This is a genomic window from Quisquiliibacterium transsilvanicum (assembly GCF_014202215.1).
Lineage (GTDB): Bacteria > Pseudomonadota > Gammaproteobacteria > Burkholderiales > Burkholderiaceae_E > Quisquiliibacterium > Quisquiliibacterium transsilvanicum.
This window is the reverse complement of the sequence record NZ_JACHGB010000004.1, coordinates 569,205-586,148: the sequence shown is the minus strand read 5'-3', so window position 1 is coordinate 586,148 and position 16,944 is coordinate 569,205. Positions and strand designations below refer to the sequence as shown.

The window sequence follows — 16,944 nt, the reverse complement described above, 5'->3', positions numbered from 1 at the left end:
ATCCCGGGTCTTCGCCCCTCCATCCACGAAACCCCGGAGACACCAATGCCCTCGAACGGGCCGACCGAAAGGCCTCCCTGCAGCACGACCGAACGGTTCGACGTGGTCATCGTCGGCGCCGGCATCTCCGGCATCGGCTGCGCGTACATGCTCCGCAGGCACTGCCCGGAGCTGAGCTTCGTCATCCTGGATGCCATGGAAGCGCACGGCGGCACCTGGCTCATCCACAAGTACCCGGGCGCGCGCTCGGACAGCGATCTGTTCACGTTCGGCTACGACTTCAAGCCCTGGAAGGGCGACCCCATCGCCTCGCGCCAGCAGATCCTCGAGTACCTCGGATCCGTCATCGACGACGCGGGGCTCGCCCCGCGGATCCGATATCGGCACACGGTTCGATCGGCCGACTGGTCGAGCGCATCGCGCTGCTGGAGCCTGGATGTTTCCGCCGGACCCACCCAGGAAAGCGTCCGGATCGAAGCGGGCTTCCTTTGGATGTGCCAGGGGTACTACCGTCATGACGAGGGCTACACCCCCTCGTGGTCAGGCCTTGAGGAATTCGGGGGCGACGTGATCCACCCGCAGCACTGGCCGGATTCCGTGGACCTGTCGGGCAAGCGCGTGGTGGTCGTCGGCTCGGGCGCGACGGCCGCAACGCTGATCCCGGCGCTTGCAGACCAGTGCGAGCACGTCACCATGCTCCAGCGCACGCCCACGTACTTCGCAGCGGGGCGCAATGCCGATGCGCTGGCCGACGAACTGCGCAGGCTCGAGATCGATGAGACCTGGATCCACGAGATCATGCGCCGCAAGTCCGTGCGCGACAGGGCGGACCTGATCGACCTCGCGCGTGCCAGGCCCGAAGCCTTGCAGCGGCAACTGATTGCAGGGGTCAAGGCCTGCCTGCCCGAAGGCTACGACGTGCAGCGGCATTTCACCCCGCCGTACAAGCCGCTCCAGCAGCGCGTTGCCTTCGTTCCCGACGCGGACCTGTTCAAGGCCATCGGCTCCGGAAAGGCCTCCGTGGTCACCGACCGGATCGAGACTTTCGATGCCGCCGGAATCCGTCTCCAATCCGGGGACCGGATCGACTGCGACGTCGTCATCACCGCCACCGGCTTCGATCTCTCGGTGATGGGCGAGATTCCCTTTTCGGTCGACGGACGCTCGGTGGATTTCTCCGAAACGGTGAGCTACCGGGGAATCATGTTCACCGGTGTGCCGAACATGGCAGGGGTCTACGGCTACGCGCGCTACAGCTGGACGCTGCGCGCCGAGCTCGTCGGCGCCTTCGTCTGCAGGCTGCTGAAGCACATGCAGTCACGGAACCTCAGGAGCGTGACGCCGACGCTCAGGCCCGAGGATTCCGACATGGAGCTTCACCCCTGGGTGGACACCGAGGACATGAATGCCGGCTACATGCTGCGCAGCCTGCACCGTCTCCCGAAGCGGGGCGAAAAGCCCGAATGGCAGCACAGCCAGGACTACCTCTACGAGAGCAAGGCGCTTCCCGAAGCCGACCTCTCCGACCCCATTTTTTCCTATTCGACCTGAACCCAGTCCGCGCGGTGCACCGCACCCGCGACATCGAGGAGAACGAGCATGAAGCAGATCACCGACGGCGTGGCCGTCATCACCGGCGGGGGCTCGGGCCTTGGAAAGGCCCTGGCAATGTCGGCGTCCAGGCGCGCGATGAAGCTCGTGCTGGCCGACATCCAGCCGGAGGCACTGGACCGGACCGTCCAGGAATTGCGCACGCGGGGAACCGACGCGATCGGCGTCGCGGTCGACGTCTCCGATCCGGCGGCCGTCGAGGCGCTGGCAGACCAGGCCGAGAGGCGGTTCGGCGCCGTGAACCTGCTGTTCAACAACGCCGGCGTCACCTCGGGCGGACCGGTCTGGCAGAGCACCGAGAAGGACTGGGACTGGGTGCTGGGCGTCAACCTGAAGGGCGTCGTCAACGGCGTGCGCAGCTTCACGCCCAGGATGCTGGCTTCGGCGGCTGCCGATCCCGCCTACGAAGGCTGCATTGTCAATACGGCCTCGATGGCGGGCCTGATCACCGCTCCGGGTATGGGCATCTACAGCGTCTCCAAGCATGCGGTGGTGGCGCTCTCGGAATGCCTGCACTACGACCTGCAGCTGGTCACGACGCAACTTCGCGCCGCGGTGCTCTGCCCTTCCTATGTGCCGACCGACATCGGCCAGTCGGAACGCAACAGGCCCGCGCATCTCGCGAATTCGGAGGCGCCCACGAAAGCTCAGCTGGCCTCGCGTGCCGCTGCGCAGCAGGCGGTCAGCCAGGGCGCCATCTCTGCCGAAGAGGTGGCGGAGATCACCTTCCGGGCCGTCGAAGGCGAGCGCTTCTACGTCTTCCCGAGCCCGGAGACCCTCCCGGTCTTCCGCGCCCGCTGCGGGCACGTGCTCGACCAGACCACCCCCGAGCTGCCCTACGAACTGTTTCCCGCGCTCAAGGACAGGCGCGATCGATTGCTGGCGGCGGCCCGACGCTGAGCCTGCCGGCCAGCGCGCACCGGGTCATCCGGGCGGGCGTCCGGTGCCGTCCCCGTCCAGGGCGATGGCTCGCAAGGCCTGGGTGTCCAGCAGCCTGATTCGTCCGTAGGCCAGGGTCAGGAGGCCCTCCGACTCCCACTGTTTCAGCTGCCTGTTCACACTCTGCCTCGAGGCGCCCAGCATCTGCCCGAGGCCTTCCTGCGACAGGCGCAGCTCGGCGGGACCAGCCGCTTCATCGCGCGCAATGCCTTCCTGCGTCGCCAGCAGGCATTGCGCCAACCGCACCGCGAGCGGCTGCAGAATGGTGGCATCGATCCGCTCGATCGCCCACTTGTACCGGTGACAGACCAGGCGAAGGAACTCGAGCAGATAGTCGGACCGATCGCCCAGCACCTCATGGAAGCGGCGCGCGGGGACGACGACGACTTCCGTGTCGGCAAGCGCCCTGGCGTCATGCACGCGAGGCGCTTCTATCAGCAGGGTCAGCTCTCCGAACCATCGGCCTGGTTCGACCACGCCGAGAACCGCCTCCCTGTCGCTGCGCGACGTGGTGCTCAGCTGGATGGCCCCCGACTCCACGCGGTAGACGGATCCGGGACTCGATCCGCGAGCGTAGAGCACCTCGCCTCTGGACAACCGGCGCCGCCTGCCCTTCGCGCGCAGCAGCCCGTCGAGCTCGGGGGACAGCCGGTCCGGAGCCCTGCCCGATCGCTCTTTCTCGGGTCGATCCTTCATCGAGGGGATTCTCGCATCTGACGGCCGGCGGCCCGGTCAGGCGGGCCGGCGGCACGTGCCGCCGGCCACCCCGATCAGCCGGCGTACTTGCCCAGCTCCAGCTTGGCGATGGTGTTGCGGTGCACCTCGTCCGGGCCGTCGGCCAGGCGCAGCCCGCGCTGCCAGGCGTACATGTAGGCGAGCGGGAAGTCGTCGCAGACGCCGCCGGCGCCATGCGCCTGGATCGCCCAGTCGATGATCTTCGTCGACATGTTCGGCGCGATCACCTTGATCATCGCGATCTCGGCGCGCGCGATCTTGTTGCCCACCGTGTCCATCATGTAGGCGGCCTTGAAGGTCAGCAGGCGGGCCTGGTCGATCATGCAGCGCGACTCGGCGATGCGTTCGTGCCAGACCGACTGCTCCGACACGCGTTTGCCGAACGCCACGCGGGTGGACAGGCGCTTGCACATGTACTCGAGCGCGCGCTCGGCGGCGCCGATCGAGCGCATGCAGTGGTGGATGCGGCCCGGTCCGAGGCGGCCCTGCGAGATCTCGAAGCCGCGGCCCTCGCCCAGCAGGATGTTGGCGGCCGGCACGCGCACGTTCTCCAGCACCACCTCGCAGTGGCCGTGCGGCGCGTCGTCGTAGCCGAACACGTTGAGCGGACGCAGGATCTTCACGCCCGGCGTGCCCGCGGGCACCAGCACCATCGACTGCTGCGAATGGCGCGCCGCCTCGGTGTCGGTCTTGCCCATCACGATGAAGATCTTGCAGCGCGGATCGCCCACGCCGGACGACCACCACTTGCGGCCGTTGATCACGTACTCGTCGCCCTCGCGCCGGATGCTGCACTGGACGTTGGTGGCGTCGGACGAGGCGACGGCCGGCTCGGTCATCAGGAAGGCCGAGCGGATCTCGCCCTTGAGCAGGGGCTCGAGCCACTTGTCCTTCTGCTCTTCGGTGGCATAGCGCTCGAAGGTCTCCATGTTGCCCGTATCGGGCGCCGAGCAGTTGAACACCTCGGGCGCCCAGTGGACGCGGCCCATGATCTCGCACAGCGGCGCGTACTCGAGGTTGGACAGGCCTTCCGGTGCGCGCGGCGAGTGCGGCAGGAACAGGTTCCAGAGTCCGGCGGCGCGTGCCTTGGCCTTCAGCTCCTCGATCACCTGGGTGGGCACCCAGGCGTTGCCCTTGGCGCGATTGGCCGCAACCTCGGCCTCGAAGCGATGCTCGTTCGGGTAGACATGCGCGTCCATGAAGGCGAGCAGGCGCTGCTGAAGATCCTTGACCTTGGGGCTGAACTCGAAATCCATGCTGGCGACTCCATTGCGTTGATCGGGAGAGGAGGCGAGGATAGAGTCCGATCAGAGATCAGTGAAGTGCATGTTTTGAATCAGACGGCATTCATCCGATGAATTTCGACCGGATCGACCTGAACCTGTTCCGGGTGTTCGAGGCGGTGCTGCGCGAGGGCGGAATCACCGCCGCGGCGCGCACGCTGAACCTCTCGCAGCCCGCGGTCAGCCATGCGCTGGCGCGGCTGCGCGAAGCGCTGGGCGACCCGCTGTTCGAGCGCCAGGGACGTACGATGGCGCCCACCCCCACCGCCCGCAGCCTGGCCGGCCCGATCCGGCTTGCGCTCGGAGGGCTGGAGAACAGCCTGCGCACGCTGGACCGCTTCGACCCGGCCACCGCCCAGCGGCGCTTCACGGTGGCGATGCGGCCGCAGTTGGAAGACCAGTTGCTGCCCCCGGTGATCCGGCGGCTCGCGCTCGAAGCGCCGGACATCGACCTGACCTCCACCGCAGTCGACTGGCGCAATATGCCGGCGTCCCTGGCCGACGGCACGGTGGACCTCGCGATCGACGTGCCGGGCCCGGTCGGGCCGGACATCCGACGCAGGCGGCTGCGCGACGAGCGAACGGTGGTCATTGCACGGCGCGGGCATCCGCTGCTCGCGCGGGAACGTGGCGGGCTGGACCTCGCCGCCTACCTCGAGGCGGAGCACATCCGGGTGTCGCTGCGGCGGCACCGCCCGGGACTGGAGGACATCGAGCTCGCACGGCTCGGGCTGGAGCGCCGCATCCGTCTGCGCTGCCAGAGTCACAGCGCCGCGCTCAGGATCGTCAGCCAGACGGACCTGCTGCTGACGATGGCCGAGCCCTACGCCCGCATCCTCAACGAGCCCTTCGGCAACCGCATCCTGAAGGCGCCGATCCCCTTCCCGCCGATGGACAGCTACCTGTACTGGCATGCGGGCGCGGAGCAGGACCCCGCGAACCGCTGGCTGCGCAGGATCCTGCGCGCCGAGCTCGGGGTGACGCGCCCGGCCGGGGCGGCGGGGCGCTGAAAGTCGCGCACGTCCGGCGCGGCACCTGCCGCGTGCAGCGCCGGATTCCTGCGCGCCGGCGGCGCGCAGGGTGGGCCGCGCTCAGGCGGCTTCGGTGTCGCGCGAGGCGCGCTTGCGCTCATGCTCCTTCAGCAGCCGCTTGCGCAGCCGGATGCTCTTGGGCGTGAGCTCGACCAGTTCGTCGTCGGCGATGAACTCCACCGCCTTCTCCAGCGTCAGCTGGATCGGCGGCGTCAGCACGATCGCATCGTCCTTGCCGGACGAGCGCACGTTGGTGAGCTTCTTCTCCTTCACCGGGTTGACGACCAGGTCGTTGTCCCGCGTGTGGATGCCGATGATCATGCCCTCGTACAGAGCGTCGCCGGGCTTGACGAACATGCGGCCGCGCTCCTGCAGCTTCCAGAGCGCATAGGCCACCGCATCGCCGTCGTCCTGCGAGATCAGTACGCCGTTGCGCCGGTCCTCGATGTCGCCGGCCCACGCGCCGTAGGCGTCGAAGACGTGGCTCATGACACCGGTGCCGCGCGTGAGGTTCAGGAACTCGTTGTGGAAGCCGATCAGGCCACGGGCCGGCACCCGGTACTCGAGGCGCACACGGCCCTTGCCGTCCGGCTCCATGTTCAGCAGCTCGCCCTTGCGGCGGCCGAGCAGCTCCATCACGCCGCCCTGATGCGACTCCTCGAGGTCTGCCGTCAGCAGTTCGTAGGGCTCCTCGCGCTCGCCGGCCACGATGCGCACCTTCGGCTTGGGCCGCGACACCGCCAGCTCGTAGCCTTCGCGGCGCAGGTTCTCCAGCAGGATGGTCAGGTGAAGCTCGCCGCGCCCGGACACGATGAAGGTGTCGGAATCGCTGGTGAACTCGACGCGCAGCGCCACGTTGGCCTTCAGCTCGCGCTCGAGGCGCTCGCGGATCTGCCGGCTGGTGACGAACTTGCCTTCTCGGCCGGCCATCGGCGAGGTGTTCACCAGGAACTCCATCGACATCGTCGGCTCGTCGATCGTGATGGGGACAAGCGCTTCCGGGGTGCCGACATCGCACACCGTGGTGCCGATGTCCAGCGCCTCGATGCCGGTGATCGCGACGATGTCGCCGGCCTCGGCCTCGTCCACCGCGCCGCGCTCGAGCCCCTTGTAGCGCAGCACCTGGTTGACCTTCGCGGTCACCGCGGCAACGCCGGTCGTCGCGGGATCGCCGTAAAGCACGATCACCTGCTGGCCCGCGCGCACCCGGCCGCGATTGATGCGGCCGACGCCGATCTTGCCGACGTAGCTGGAGTAGTCGAGCGCCGAGATCTGGAACTGCAGCGGACCGTCCGGATCGTCCTTGCGGGCCGGAACCTGGCGCAGGATCGCATCGAACAGCGGCTTCATCGACAAGCCCTCGGAAGCAGCGTCGCCCGGACCGTCGACGCCGTCCTCCGGCATGTCCTCCATGCGCTCCAGCGCGAAGCCGTTGATCGCCGAGGCGTAGACGACTGCGAAGTCGAGCTGTTCGTCGTTGGCGCCGAGCTTGTCGAACAGGTCGAAGGTCTGGTTCACCACCCAGTCGGGGCGCGCACCCGGGCGGTCCACCTTGTTCACCACCACGATCGGACGCAGGCCCAGCGCCAGCGCCTTGCGGGTGACGAAGCGGGTCTGCGGCATCGGACCTTCGACCGCGTCCACCAGCAGCACCACGCCGTCGACCATCGACAGCGCCCGCTCCACCTCGCCGCCGAAGTCGGCGTGCCCCGGGGTATCGACGATGTTGATGCGGGTGCCCTCGTAATCGACCGCGCAGTTCTTGGCGAGGATGGTGATGCCCCGCTCGCGCTCGATGTCGTTGCTGTCCATGACGCGCTCGGTCACCTGCTGGTGGCTCCGGAAGGTGCCGGACTGCCGCAGCAGCTGGTCGACCAGCGTGGTCTTGCCATGGTCGACGTGCGCGATGATCGCGATGTTGCGGATCTGTGAAGTCATTGGTGATGGGTCCAGGGTGAATTCTTGGGGGGCCGCCGGCGCGTCATTGCGCATCCGCGGCGGCAGGTTCCTGCGCATTGCCGACCAGCCGCTGCGGCACCAGCAGGCCGCCGTCCAGCGTGGCGATTCCGAGCAGCGCATCGCGCAGGTAAACGCGCACTCGGGGATCGGCCTGGCGCGGCTCCGCCAGCGGCACGCGCAAGCGCTGGCCGTGCAGGAAACGGCGCGCATGTTCTTCGTCAAGCAGCACGCGTGGCAGCGCCGCCAGCAGCGAATCGACCGGCGCCAGGCACGCGAGCCGCTCGGCAGGAGTCATCGCCTCGAGTCGGTCCAGGCTCACTGAACCGGCCAGGCCCAGCGCGCCAACGCGCTCGCGGCGCAGCGCGCTCAGGTGCGCGCCGCAGCCCAGCACTGCGCCGATGTCCTCGGCCAGGGTGCGGATGTAGGTGCCCTTGCTGCAGGCCACGCGCAGCACCGCCCGCAGCGAGCCGGGCTCGCCGGCAGCGACCTCGGCCACCGGGCCGAAGTCGATCAGGTCGATGCTGCGGATCGTGACGCGGCGTGGAGCGCGCTCGAGCGTGATGCCGGCGCGCGCATATTCGTAGAGCGGACGGCCGTCGCGCTTGAGCGCCGAGTACATCGGCGGGACCTGGTCGATCTCGCCGAGGAACCCGTCCGCCGCCGCGCGCACCTGCGCCTGCGCCAGGTCCACCGGCCGCCGCTCAAGGATCGCGCCTTCGGCGTCGCCAGTGTCGGTGGTGATGCCGAACGTGAATTCAGCGAGATAGGCCTTGTCGGCGCCCAGCGCGTCGCCAGCGAACTTGGTCGCCTCGCCGAAAGCGATCGGAAGCAGCCCGCTCGCCATCGGATCCAGGGTGCCGCCATGACCCGCCTTTCGCGCGTTGAACAGCCGCCGCGCGCGCAGCAGGGCATCGTTGGACGTCATGCCCTTCGGCTTGTCGAGCAGCAGCAGCCCGTCGATGCAGTCGCGTTGCTTGCGTTGGGTGTTCATGCGGATTGGCTGCCGGTTCGGTGCGACGCGCAGGGCGACGCACCGCCACCGATGCTCCGGGTCAGTCGTCCGCCCGGCGCAGGTTCGCTTCGTCGATCAGGCGCGACATCGACATGCCATGGGCGGTCGAGGTGTCGTGCGCGAAGCGAAGCTCCGGCGTGGTGTGGATGCGGATGCGGCGGAAAAGCTGCGAGCGAAGGAAGCCTGCAGCCCGCCGCAAGCCCGCCAGGGTGGACGCCACCGATTCCGGATCGTCCGGCAGCACGGTGAAATACACGGTCGCGTAGGCGTAGTCCGCCGTCAGCTCGACGCCGGTCACGGTGACCATCCCCACCCGCGGATCCTTCAATTCGCCGCGAATCATGTTCGCGAGCTCGTGATGGATCTGCTCGATCACGCGCGGGGCGCGACCGCCGGCGGGGCCTCTCGTTTGACGGCTCAATGCATTCTCCGGGCAGCCGGTCGGGTGGATCGGTAAGCGGGCCGCACGCTCATAGCGTGCGGGCCACTTCCTTCACCTCGAAGACCTCGAGCTGGTCGCCTTCCTTGATGTCGTTGAAGCCCCGCAGCGTCAGGCCGCACTCGAAGCCTTCCTTGACCTCGCGCGCGTCGTCCTTGTAGCGCTTCAGCGAATCGAGCTCGCCGCTCCAGGCCACCGTGTTGTCGCGCAGCAGGCGGACCTGCGCGCCGCGCCGCACGACGCCCTCGAGCACCATGCAGCCCGCCACGTTGCCGATTCGCGAGACCGAGATGACCTGGCGGATCTCGACGAGACCGATGATCTCTTCCTTCTTCTCGGGCGACAGCATCCCGACCATCGCCGCCCTCACCTCGTCGACCGCGTCGTAGATGATGTTGTAGTAGCGGATGTCGACGCCGTTGGACTCGGCCAGGCGACGCGACTGCTGGTCGGCACGCACGTTGAAGCCGATGAGCACGGCCTTCGATGCGATCGCCAGGTTGACGTCGCCCTCGGTGATGCCGCCGACGCCGGCATGCACCACCTGCACCCTGACCTCGTCGGTGCCCAGCTTGATCAGCGACTGGGCGAGCGCCTCCTGCGAGCCCTGCACGTCGGCCTTGATGATCAGCGGCAGGGTCTGCGTGCCGCCCTCGCCCATCTGCTCGAACATGTTCTCGAGCTTGGCCGCCTGCTGGCGAGCGAGCTTGACGTCGCGGAACTTGCCCTGGCGGAACAGCGCGATCTCGCGCGCCTTGCGCTCGTCGCCGAGCACGATGACTTCCTCGCCCGCCGCGGGAACTTCCTGCAGACCCTGGATCTCGACGGGAATCGAGGGGCCGGCCTCGGTGACCGGCTTGCCGTTCTCGTCGAGCATGGCGCGAACCCGGCCGAACACGCTTCCCGCCAGGACGATGTCGCCCTTGGAGAGCTTGCCCGACTGCACCAGCACGGTGGCGACCGGGCCGCGGCCCTTGTCCAGCCTCGCCTCGATCACCAGGCCCTTGGCGGGGCCCTCTGCCGGAGCCTTCAGCTCCAGCACCTCGGCCTGCAGCAGCACGTTCTCGAGCAGCTCGTCGATGCCCATCCCGGTCTTGGCGGACACTGCCACCACCGGCACGTCGCCGCCGTACTCCTCGGAGAGCACCTGGTGGGCGATCAGTTCCTGCTTGACACGCTCGGGATTCGCATCAGGCTTGTCCATCTTGTTCATGGCGACCACGATCGGCACCTCAGCGGCCTTCGCGTGGTGGATCGCCTCGATCGTCTGGGGCATCACGCCGTCGTCGGCGGCAACCACGAGGATGACGATGTCCGTCGCCTTCGCGCCGCGTGCGCGCATCGCGGTGAACGCCTCGTGACCCGGCGTATCCAGGAAGGTGACGACGCCGCGCGGCGTCTCGACGTGATACGCGCCGATGTGCTGGGTGATGCCGCCCGCCTCGCCCTGCGCAACCTTCGCGCGGCGGATGTAGTCGAGCAGCGAGGTCTTGCCGTGGTCGACGTGACCCATCACGGTGACGACCGGCGGCCGCGGCAGCAGCTCGGCCTCGACGCCGCCGGAGGTCAGTTCGAGGAAGGTCTCGGGATCGTCGAGCTTGGCGGCCACTGCCTTGTGGCCGAGCTCCTCGACGAGGATCATCGCGGTGTCCTGGTCGAGCACCTGGTTGATCGTGACCATCTGGCCGAGTTGCATCAGCTTCTTGATGACCTCGGCTGCCTTGACCGACATCTTGTGGGCAAGATCCGCGACCGAGATGGTCTCGGGCACGTGCACTTCCCGGACCACCGGTTCGGTCGGCTGGCTGTACGAGGACTCTTCGCGGTGATCGCCGCGATGGCGTCCGCCGCGCGGACCGCCGCGCCAGCCGCTCGCGCCGCCGGAATCGCCGCGGGTCTTCAGGGCCCGGCGCTTGGCGCCTTCCTCGTGCCACGAGGAAGAGAGTTTCTCGGACTTGACGTGCTTCTTGTCCTTGCTGTCACCAGCCGCAGGCGCAGCCGGCTTCGCGGTGGCGGGCTTGTGCAGCGTGCCCGTGGGCGCGGCCTTCCCGGCGACGGGAGCAGCTGCAACCGGCTTTGCAACCGGCGCGGGCGGCGGCGCCTCCACGACCTTGGGCTGCGGACGGCGCTGCATGCTCATCAGCCGGTTGATCTCCGCGACCTCGTTCTCGACGGCGCGGCGCGCAGCAACCTGGGCCTCGGCATCCGCCTGCGCCTTACGGGCGGCTTCGGCGGCGGCGGCAGCTTCCTCGCCGGCACGCTGGCGGTCGCCGGCCGGCTCTTCGGACTGCATCGCGGCGGCCTTCTCGCGCTCGATGCGCGCGGCCTCCTCGCGACGGGCGGCTTCGGCGGCGGCCTCGGCCTCGAGCTGGCGCTCGCGCTCGAGGAGTTCCTGCTTCTCGCGCAGCTCGGTGGCCTGGCGCTCGAGGAGCTCGCGCTCCCGGCGATCCTCTTCCTCGCGCAGCCGCTGCTGCTCGAGCTCGACGGGCGACGGAGTCGGCTCGGCCTCGGGCGCCGGCGGCGGCGCGGGAACCTCGGTGGCCACGTCGCCGTGCTCGCGCTTGACGAACACGCGCTTCTTGCGGACTTCGACCTGGATCGTGCGCGCCCGGCCGGTGCCGTCGGCCTGCTTGATCTCGGAGGTCTGCTTGCGCGTCAGCGTGATCTTCTTCTTCGCGGCATCGTCAGAGCCGTGCGCGCGGCGCAGCGCCGCGAGCAGCTGCTCCTTGTCGGCCTCGGAGAGCGGGTCGGCAGGCGAGCTCTTGTTCACGCCCGCATCACGCAGCTGCTCGAGCAGGACCTCTGCCGGGACCTTGAGTTCGGCCGCAAACTTCTCAACATTCGTGCTAGACATCGTCATCCTTCCGCTCACCTCGCCGTATCTCGTCGTCAAGCCGATTCGCCGGCGGTGAACCAATGCTCGCGCGCCTTCAGGATCAGCGCCTTGGCGCGCTCCTCGTCGATGCCGGTGGCCTCGACGAGCTCGTCGACCGCCAGCTCGGCCAGCTCGTCGCGCGTGTGCACGTCGGCGTCGGCGAGCTTCGCCGCCAGCTCGCGGTCCATGCCGTCGAGCGACAGCAGGTCCTCGGCGGTCTGTTCGATCTTCTCCTCGGTGGCGATCGCCTCGGTGAGGAGCACGTTGCGCGCCCGGGTGCGCAGCTCGTTGACCGTGTCCTCGTCGAAGGACTCGATCTCGAGCATCTCGTTGATCGGCACGTAGGCCACCTCCTCGATGCTCGTGAACCCCTCGTCGATCAGGATGTCGGCGACCTCCTGGTCCACGTCGAGCCGGCCCATGAAGACGTCGCGGATCGCCGCGCGCTCGCCCTCGGACTTCTCCTGGGACTCGGCAGCCGACATGATGTTGATCTGCCAGCCGGTGAGCTCGGAGGCGAGCCGTACGTTGCGCCCGCCGGTGCCGATCGCCAGGGCGAGGTTGTCCTCGTCGACGACCACGTCCATGCAATGCTTGTCCTCGTCGACCACGATCGACGAGACGTTCGCCGGCGCCAGCGCGCCGATCACGAACTGCGCCGGGTCCTCGGACCACAGCACGATGTCGACCCGCTCGCCGCCGAGCTCGCCGGTCACCGCCTGCACGCGCGAGCCGCGCACGCCGACGCAGGTGCCGATGGGATCGATGCGGCGATCCTGTGTGTAGACGGCGATCTTGGCGCGCACACCGGGATCGCGGGCGGCGGCCTTGATGTCGAGCAGACCCTGCTCGATCTCCGGAACCTCCATCGCGAACAGGTGCCGGATGAAGTCCGGCGACGTGCGCGAGAGGATCAGCTGCGGCCCGCGCCCTTCGCGGTTCACGCGCAGGACATAGGCGCGCACGCGGTCGCCCACCCTCAGGTTTTCCTTCGGGATCATCTGGTCGCGCGGCAGCCTGGCCTCGACCTTGCCGGACTCGACCACGGCGCCCTCGCGGTCCATCCGCTTGATGGTGCCGGACATGATCGACTCGCCGCGCTGCAGGAAGTCGGTGATGATCTGCTCACGCTCGGCATCGCGGATGCGCTGCAGGATCACCTGCTTGGCGGCCTGGGCGCCGATGCGCCCGAGCTCGATCGCATCGAGCTCCTCCTCGATGTATTCGCCCACCTGAACGTCGGCCACCTGCTTCTGCGCCTCGGTCAGGATCATTTGCAGATCGTGGTCCTCGAGCTCGCCGTCCGGCACCACCAGCCAGCGGCGAAAGGCCTCGTAGTCGCCGCTCATGCGATCGATCGACACGCGCGCGTCGACCTCTTCCTTGAAGAGCTTCTTGGTCGCGGACGCCAGCGCGCTCTCGAGCGCCTGGAACACCACTTCGCGAGGCACGTTCTTTTCCCGCGCAAGCGCGTCGACCAGCAAGAGGACTTCACGGCTCATCGCCAGATCTCCTAGAACTTCACTTTCGGTACGAGTCGCGCACGATCGATCTCGTCGAGCGCGAACACGAGTTTCTGCGTAGCTTCGGGCGCATCGGCTGCGCCCGTTCCGGCGGGGCTTGCAGCTGCCTTCGGCTTGCGCGGCGGAAGCTTCGGGATGCGCCGGGCCGCCTGCCCCTTGCCAGGCACGCTGGCGCGCACGGCATCGACGACGAGCTCCAGGCCGAAGCGGCCTTCGGGCTCGACGGTCAGCACTCCCTCGAAGTTGCGGCGACCCTCGAAGGGCCGCTTCAGCCGCACCGTGACTTCCTCGCCCGCGAAGCGGACAAAGTCGGCCGGCTTCCTGAGCGGCCGGTCCAGGCCTGGCGAAGAAACCTCCAGCCGCTCGTAGTCGATCTCATCGACCATGAGCACATGCGAGAGCTGGTGGCTCACTCGCTCGCAGTCCTCGACCCGGATTCCTGCCGGCGCATCGATGAAAACGCGCAACAGTCCTTGCTGGCCGAGCTCGAGCTCCACGAGCTCGTAACCCATCGCTGCGACGGTTCGCTCGACGATATCCTGCAGTGCTTCCAAATGAACGCGCCCTTTAGACATGAAGGCCCGTTCAGGCCAGGGCGCGCACAAATGAAAAATGGGCTGTGCCAGCCCATTCTTCTTGAGCACGCCCGGCAGTAATCGCTGAACGGGCGCTTGGAATCCGACGATTATAGCGTGTTGTCAGCCGTTTGGCGAGCGCTTGCGTCCACGGCCGCGCGCAGCCCCCTGCGGCTTGCCTGCGCCACCGCCCGCGCCGGCCCCCGGTCCGCGACCGCCGCCTCCCGGTCCGGCGGCGCGGCTGCTTCCGCCACGCTTGCCGCCCGGCCGATTCCCGCCCGGACGGCCGCCGCCCGGCGCGCCCGCAGGCCCGCCCTGCCCACCGCCGGCGCGGAAACCACCCGCCGGAGGCGGCAGCCCGAACGCGGCGGGCCCGCGCGGCCCGCCGCGCCGGGCGCCTGTCCGCCCAACGGGCTTCGCGGCACCCGGGTCGCCTTTACGAACCAGCCGCGTGATGCCCTCGTGATGGGCATTCTCGGAATTGGGCTGCCATTCTTCGTCTTCGAGCCTGGGGTCGAAGGCCTCCTCGGGATCAGGAAGGGCCGGGCCGAGCATGGCAGCCTGCGTATCGTCCTCGAACTCGAAGTCGTCGTCGTCCGGCGAGCCGTCAGCGCCACGGGCGTCCTCCTGGTCGGACGAATCCTGGGCGCCGGCATCGCCGCCGGCTGCCTTGGAGGCCTCGCGGGCCGCCTGCATCAGCGCGAGCAGTTCGCCGTCGGCGAGCTCGATCCAGCGCCCGCGCGGCAGGTCGCGCGGGAGCGCCACGGGACCGAAGCGGACGCGCACCAGTCGGCTGACCGTCAGCCCGACGGACTCCAGCATTCGACGCACCTCGCGGTTGCGCCCCTCGGCGATCACCACGCGATACCAGCGATTCGCGCCGTCGCCGCCGACGTCTTCCAGGGTGGTGAAGGAAGCGGGCCCGTCCTCGAGCTGGATGCCCGCGAGCAGCTTCTCGCGCGCCTCCTCGTCGATCCTGCCGAGCACGCGGACCGCATACTCGCGCTCCCAGCCGTACCGCGGGTGCATGAGCCGGTTGGCGAGGTCGCCGGAGGTGGTGAAGACCAGCAGGCCTTCGGTGTTGAAGTCGAGGCGGCCGACGGACACCCAGCGGGCGCCCCTCAGGCGCGGCAGGCGCTCAAAGACGGTGGCGCGCTGGCCGGGGTCGTCCCGGCTGGTGATCTCCCCCGAAGGCTTGTGATAGAGCAGCACCCTCGGCGCATCCTGGTCCGGCTTGCGCACCAGCAGCCGCCCGTTGACGCGGACCTGGTCGTTGATGCCGATGCGCTGCCCGACGTGCGCTGGCTGGCCATTGACCGAGACCCGCCCCGCGACGATGTATTCCTCCATGTCGCGACGGGAGCCGATTCCGGCGTCGGCCAGCACCTTGTGCAGCTTCGGCAGGGACTCGTCGTCGATCGCCGCGAGCGCCACTGCACGGCCAGCCTTGCCGCCGTTTCGTCCCGCCCCCAGTCCGACGACCGCATTCTCGGCGTAGAAAGGAATCGGATCGGCCTCGGGCTGGCGCGGCCCGCGGCGTCTCGGCCCGCGCGTTGGCCCCTGGCCCTGGCCGGATCCTTGACCCTGCCCCCCGCCTTGACCCTGCGCCGGACCTTGACCTTGACCTTGACCTTCACCCTGGCCCTGGAGCGGGCCCTGCCCCTGGCGCCGGCCCTGCCCCTGCCCCGATCCTCGTCCGGGCCTCTGGCCGCCGGCCCGCGCTCCGCCCTGCCCTCGGTCGCCGCGCTGCGGCGCCTCCGACGCGTCTGCGGCGCGCGGCGCACTGGCCGAGGCCTCGATGTGCTGCCCGCCCTCGTGGACGGCCTGCTCATCACGAGGCTGGACCGGTTTGCCGCGCCGCCGGGAGCCGCCCTTGGGGCCTCGCCTGCGACCGGAGCCGGAGCGCGGAGGGCGCCCGCCCTGCTCGGGACCGGCATTCGGTCCGGAATTCGCGCCGGCGTCGGGGGCGGATGGCGTACGGGTATCGTCGTTCAAGGTGCGTTTCCTTCTGCAGCGGGCACGGGCTCGACTGCGTTGTCGTTCAGTTCCCCAGGCTCCGGCGCGAGCGCGAGAACTTCGGGATCCGGCATTTCGGGGGGCGAACTCGCGCCCGTTTCGCCGCCCGCGTACGGCTTCGCGCCAGCCACTGCAGCCAGGGCTTCGACCAGCGCACCGGACGGCACGGCCGCGGAGGGATCGGTCAGTTCCGGGAGTTCGTCGAGCGAGCGAAGCCCGAGATCGTCAAGAAACTGGCGGGTGGTCGCCAGCAACTCCGGGCGACCGACCACCTCCTTGTGGCCGATCACCTCGATCCAGCCGCGCTCCTCGAGCGTGCGGACCACCTGCGAGGACACGGTGACACCTCGGATCTCCTCGATGTCTCCGCGGGTCACCGGCTGCCGGTACGCAACGATGGCGAGCGTCTCGAGCACGGCGCGCGAATAACGGGGAGGTTTCTCGGGGTGCAGGCGTGCCAGGAACTGCGCGACTTCAGGCGCGGTCTGGAAGCGCCAGCCGCCGGCCAGTTCAACGAGGCGCACGCCGCGGTCGGTCCAGTCGGAGCGAAGTCCGGCGAGCAGCTCACGCATCGCGGCCGGATCGATCGCGTCGTCGAACAGACGCCGGAGGTCGGCCATGGATAGCGGCTGAGCGGCAGAGAGCAGCGCCGCTTCGATGACGATTCTTGCCTGCGCGGTGTTCATCCGCGTGCGCCCGACCGGAGCATTGCTTCAGATGTTCGATTGAGCATTCCCGCCAGGGGAGCTGGTACTGCTGCGCACGAGCCGCGCCGAACCGGCGCGGCGCCTGTCCCGCCTGATGCCTCGGGAAGACTCGTGGTCCTCAGGGGGCAGGCCCGGAATTGCCGGGCCGGGGGTTGCAGTCAGTTGCGGCACCGAAGCCGCAAGGCCGGCGCGGGCATTTGTTGCCGCGCCTTTGACTGCACCAGGCTGCACTACAGGAA

13 protein-coding genes are annotated in these 16,944 nt (G+C 68.8%); 3 read left to right on the top strand and 10 right to left on the bottom strand.

The window, feature by feature from the left end; translation table 11 throughout:
* Positions 1–45 precede the first annotated feature (45 nt).
* Both HNQ70_RS12170 and HNQ70_RS12165 read left to right on the top strand, forming a co-directional pair.
* Positions 46–1,551 carry a flavin-containing monooxygenase gene (locus HNQ70_RS12170; protein ID WP_183967843.1) on the top strand — a complete coding sequence of 502 codons (1,506 nt, stop codon included), beginning with the start codon at positions 46–48 and terminating at the stop codon, positions 1,549–1,551.
* A gap of 48 nt (positions 1,552–1,599) precedes the next feature.
* The gene (locus HNQ70_RS12165) at positions 1,600–2,511 is read left to right on the top strand and encodes an SDR family oxidoreductase (RefSeq protein ID WP_183967841.1); all 912 of its coding nucleotides are present in this window, start codon (positions 1,600–1,602) and stop codon (positions 2,509–2,511) included.
* 24 nt (positions 2,512–2,535) lie between these two features.
* Here the strand turns inward: HNQ70_RS12165 and HNQ70_RS12160 are convergent, their stop codons facing one another.
* A complete protein-coding gene (locus HNQ70_RS12160) occupies positions 2,536–3,246 on the bottom strand; it encodes a Crp/Fnr family transcriptional regulator (protein ID WP_183967839.1) in 711 nt (236 codons plus the stop codon).
* A gap of 74 nt (positions 3,247–3,320) precedes the next feature.
* Entirely contained in the window at positions 3,321–4,541 is a 1,221-nt protein-coding gene (locus HNQ70_RS12155) for an acyl-CoA dehydrogenase family protein (protein WP_183967837.1), read from the bottom strand.
* A 98-nt stretch (positions 4,542–4,639) separates the two neighbouring features.
* Between HNQ70_RS12155 and HNQ70_RS12150 the strand changes: the two genes are divergently transcribed.
* Positions 4,640–5,578, top strand: a complete 939-nt coding sequence (locus HNQ70_RS12150) for a LysR family transcriptional regulator (protein WP_183967835.1) — start codon at positions 4,640–4,642, stop codon at positions 5,576–5,578.
* Between the two features lie 81 nt (positions 5,579–5,659).
* Here HNQ70_RS12150 and typA read toward each other — a convergent pair whose 3' ends face one another.
* The 8 genes from typA to scpB all read right to left on the bottom strand — a co-directional run bounded on the left by typA (position 5,660) and on the right by scpB (position 16,684).
* Positions 5,660–7,537, bottom strand: a complete 1,878-nt coding sequence (typA, locus tag HNQ70_RS12145; protein WP_183967833.1) for a translational GTPase TypA — start codon at positions 7,535–7,537, stop codon at positions 5,660–5,662.
* 43 nt (positions 7,538–7,580) lie between these two features.
* Positions 7,581–8,549 carry a tRNA pseudouridine(55) synthase TruB gene (truB, locus tag HNQ70_RS12140; protein ID WP_183967831.1) on the bottom strand — a complete coding sequence of 323 codons (969 nt, stop codon included), beginning with the start codon at positions 8,547–8,549 and terminating at the stop codon, positions 7,581–7,583.
* Positions 8,550–8,610: 61 nt separating this feature from the next.
* Positions 8,611–8,991, bottom strand: a complete 381-nt coding sequence (rbfA, locus tag HNQ70_RS12135) for a 30S ribosome-binding factor RbfA (protein WP_183967829.1) — start codon at positions 8,989–8,991, stop codon at positions 8,611–8,613.
* Positions 8,992–9,040: 49 nt separating this feature from the next.
* Entirely contained in the window at positions 9,041–11,863 is a 2,823-nt protein-coding gene (gene infB, locus HNQ70_RS12130; protein ID WP_183967827.1) for a translation initiation factor IF-2, read from the bottom strand.
* A gap of 35 nt (positions 11,864–11,898) precedes the next feature.
* Positions 11,899–13,386 (bottom strand): transcription termination factor NusA, encoded by a 1,488-nt coding sequence (gene nusA, locus HNQ70_RS12125; protein ID WP_183967825.1) that lies wholly within the window; start codon positions 13,384–13,386, stop codon positions 11,899–11,901.
* A gap of 11 nt (positions 13,387–13,397) precedes the next feature.
* The gene (gene rimP / locus HNQ70_RS20225) at positions 13,398–13,982 is read right to left on the bottom strand and encodes a ribosome maturation factor RimP (protein ID WP_183967823.1); all 585 of its coding nucleotides are present in this window, start codon (positions 13,980–13,982) and stop codon (positions 13,398–13,400) included.
* A 123-nt stretch (positions 13,983–14,105) separates the two neighbouring features.
* Positions 14,106–15,416 (bottom strand): 23S rRNA pseudouridine(2605) synthase RluB, encoded by a 1,311-nt coding sequence (gene rluB, locus HNQ70_RS12115; RefSeq protein WP_183967821.1) that lies wholly within the window; start codon positions 15,414–15,416, stop codon positions 14,106–14,108.
* 557 nt (positions 15,417–15,973) lie between these two features.
* Complete coding sequence (scpB, locus tag HNQ70_RS12110; protein ID WP_183967819.1) at positions 15,974–16,684, bottom strand: SMC-Scp complex subunit ScpB; 711 nt, start codon at positions 16,682–16,684, stop codon at positions 15,974–15,976.
* Positions 16,685–16,944 lie beyond the last annotated feature (260 nt).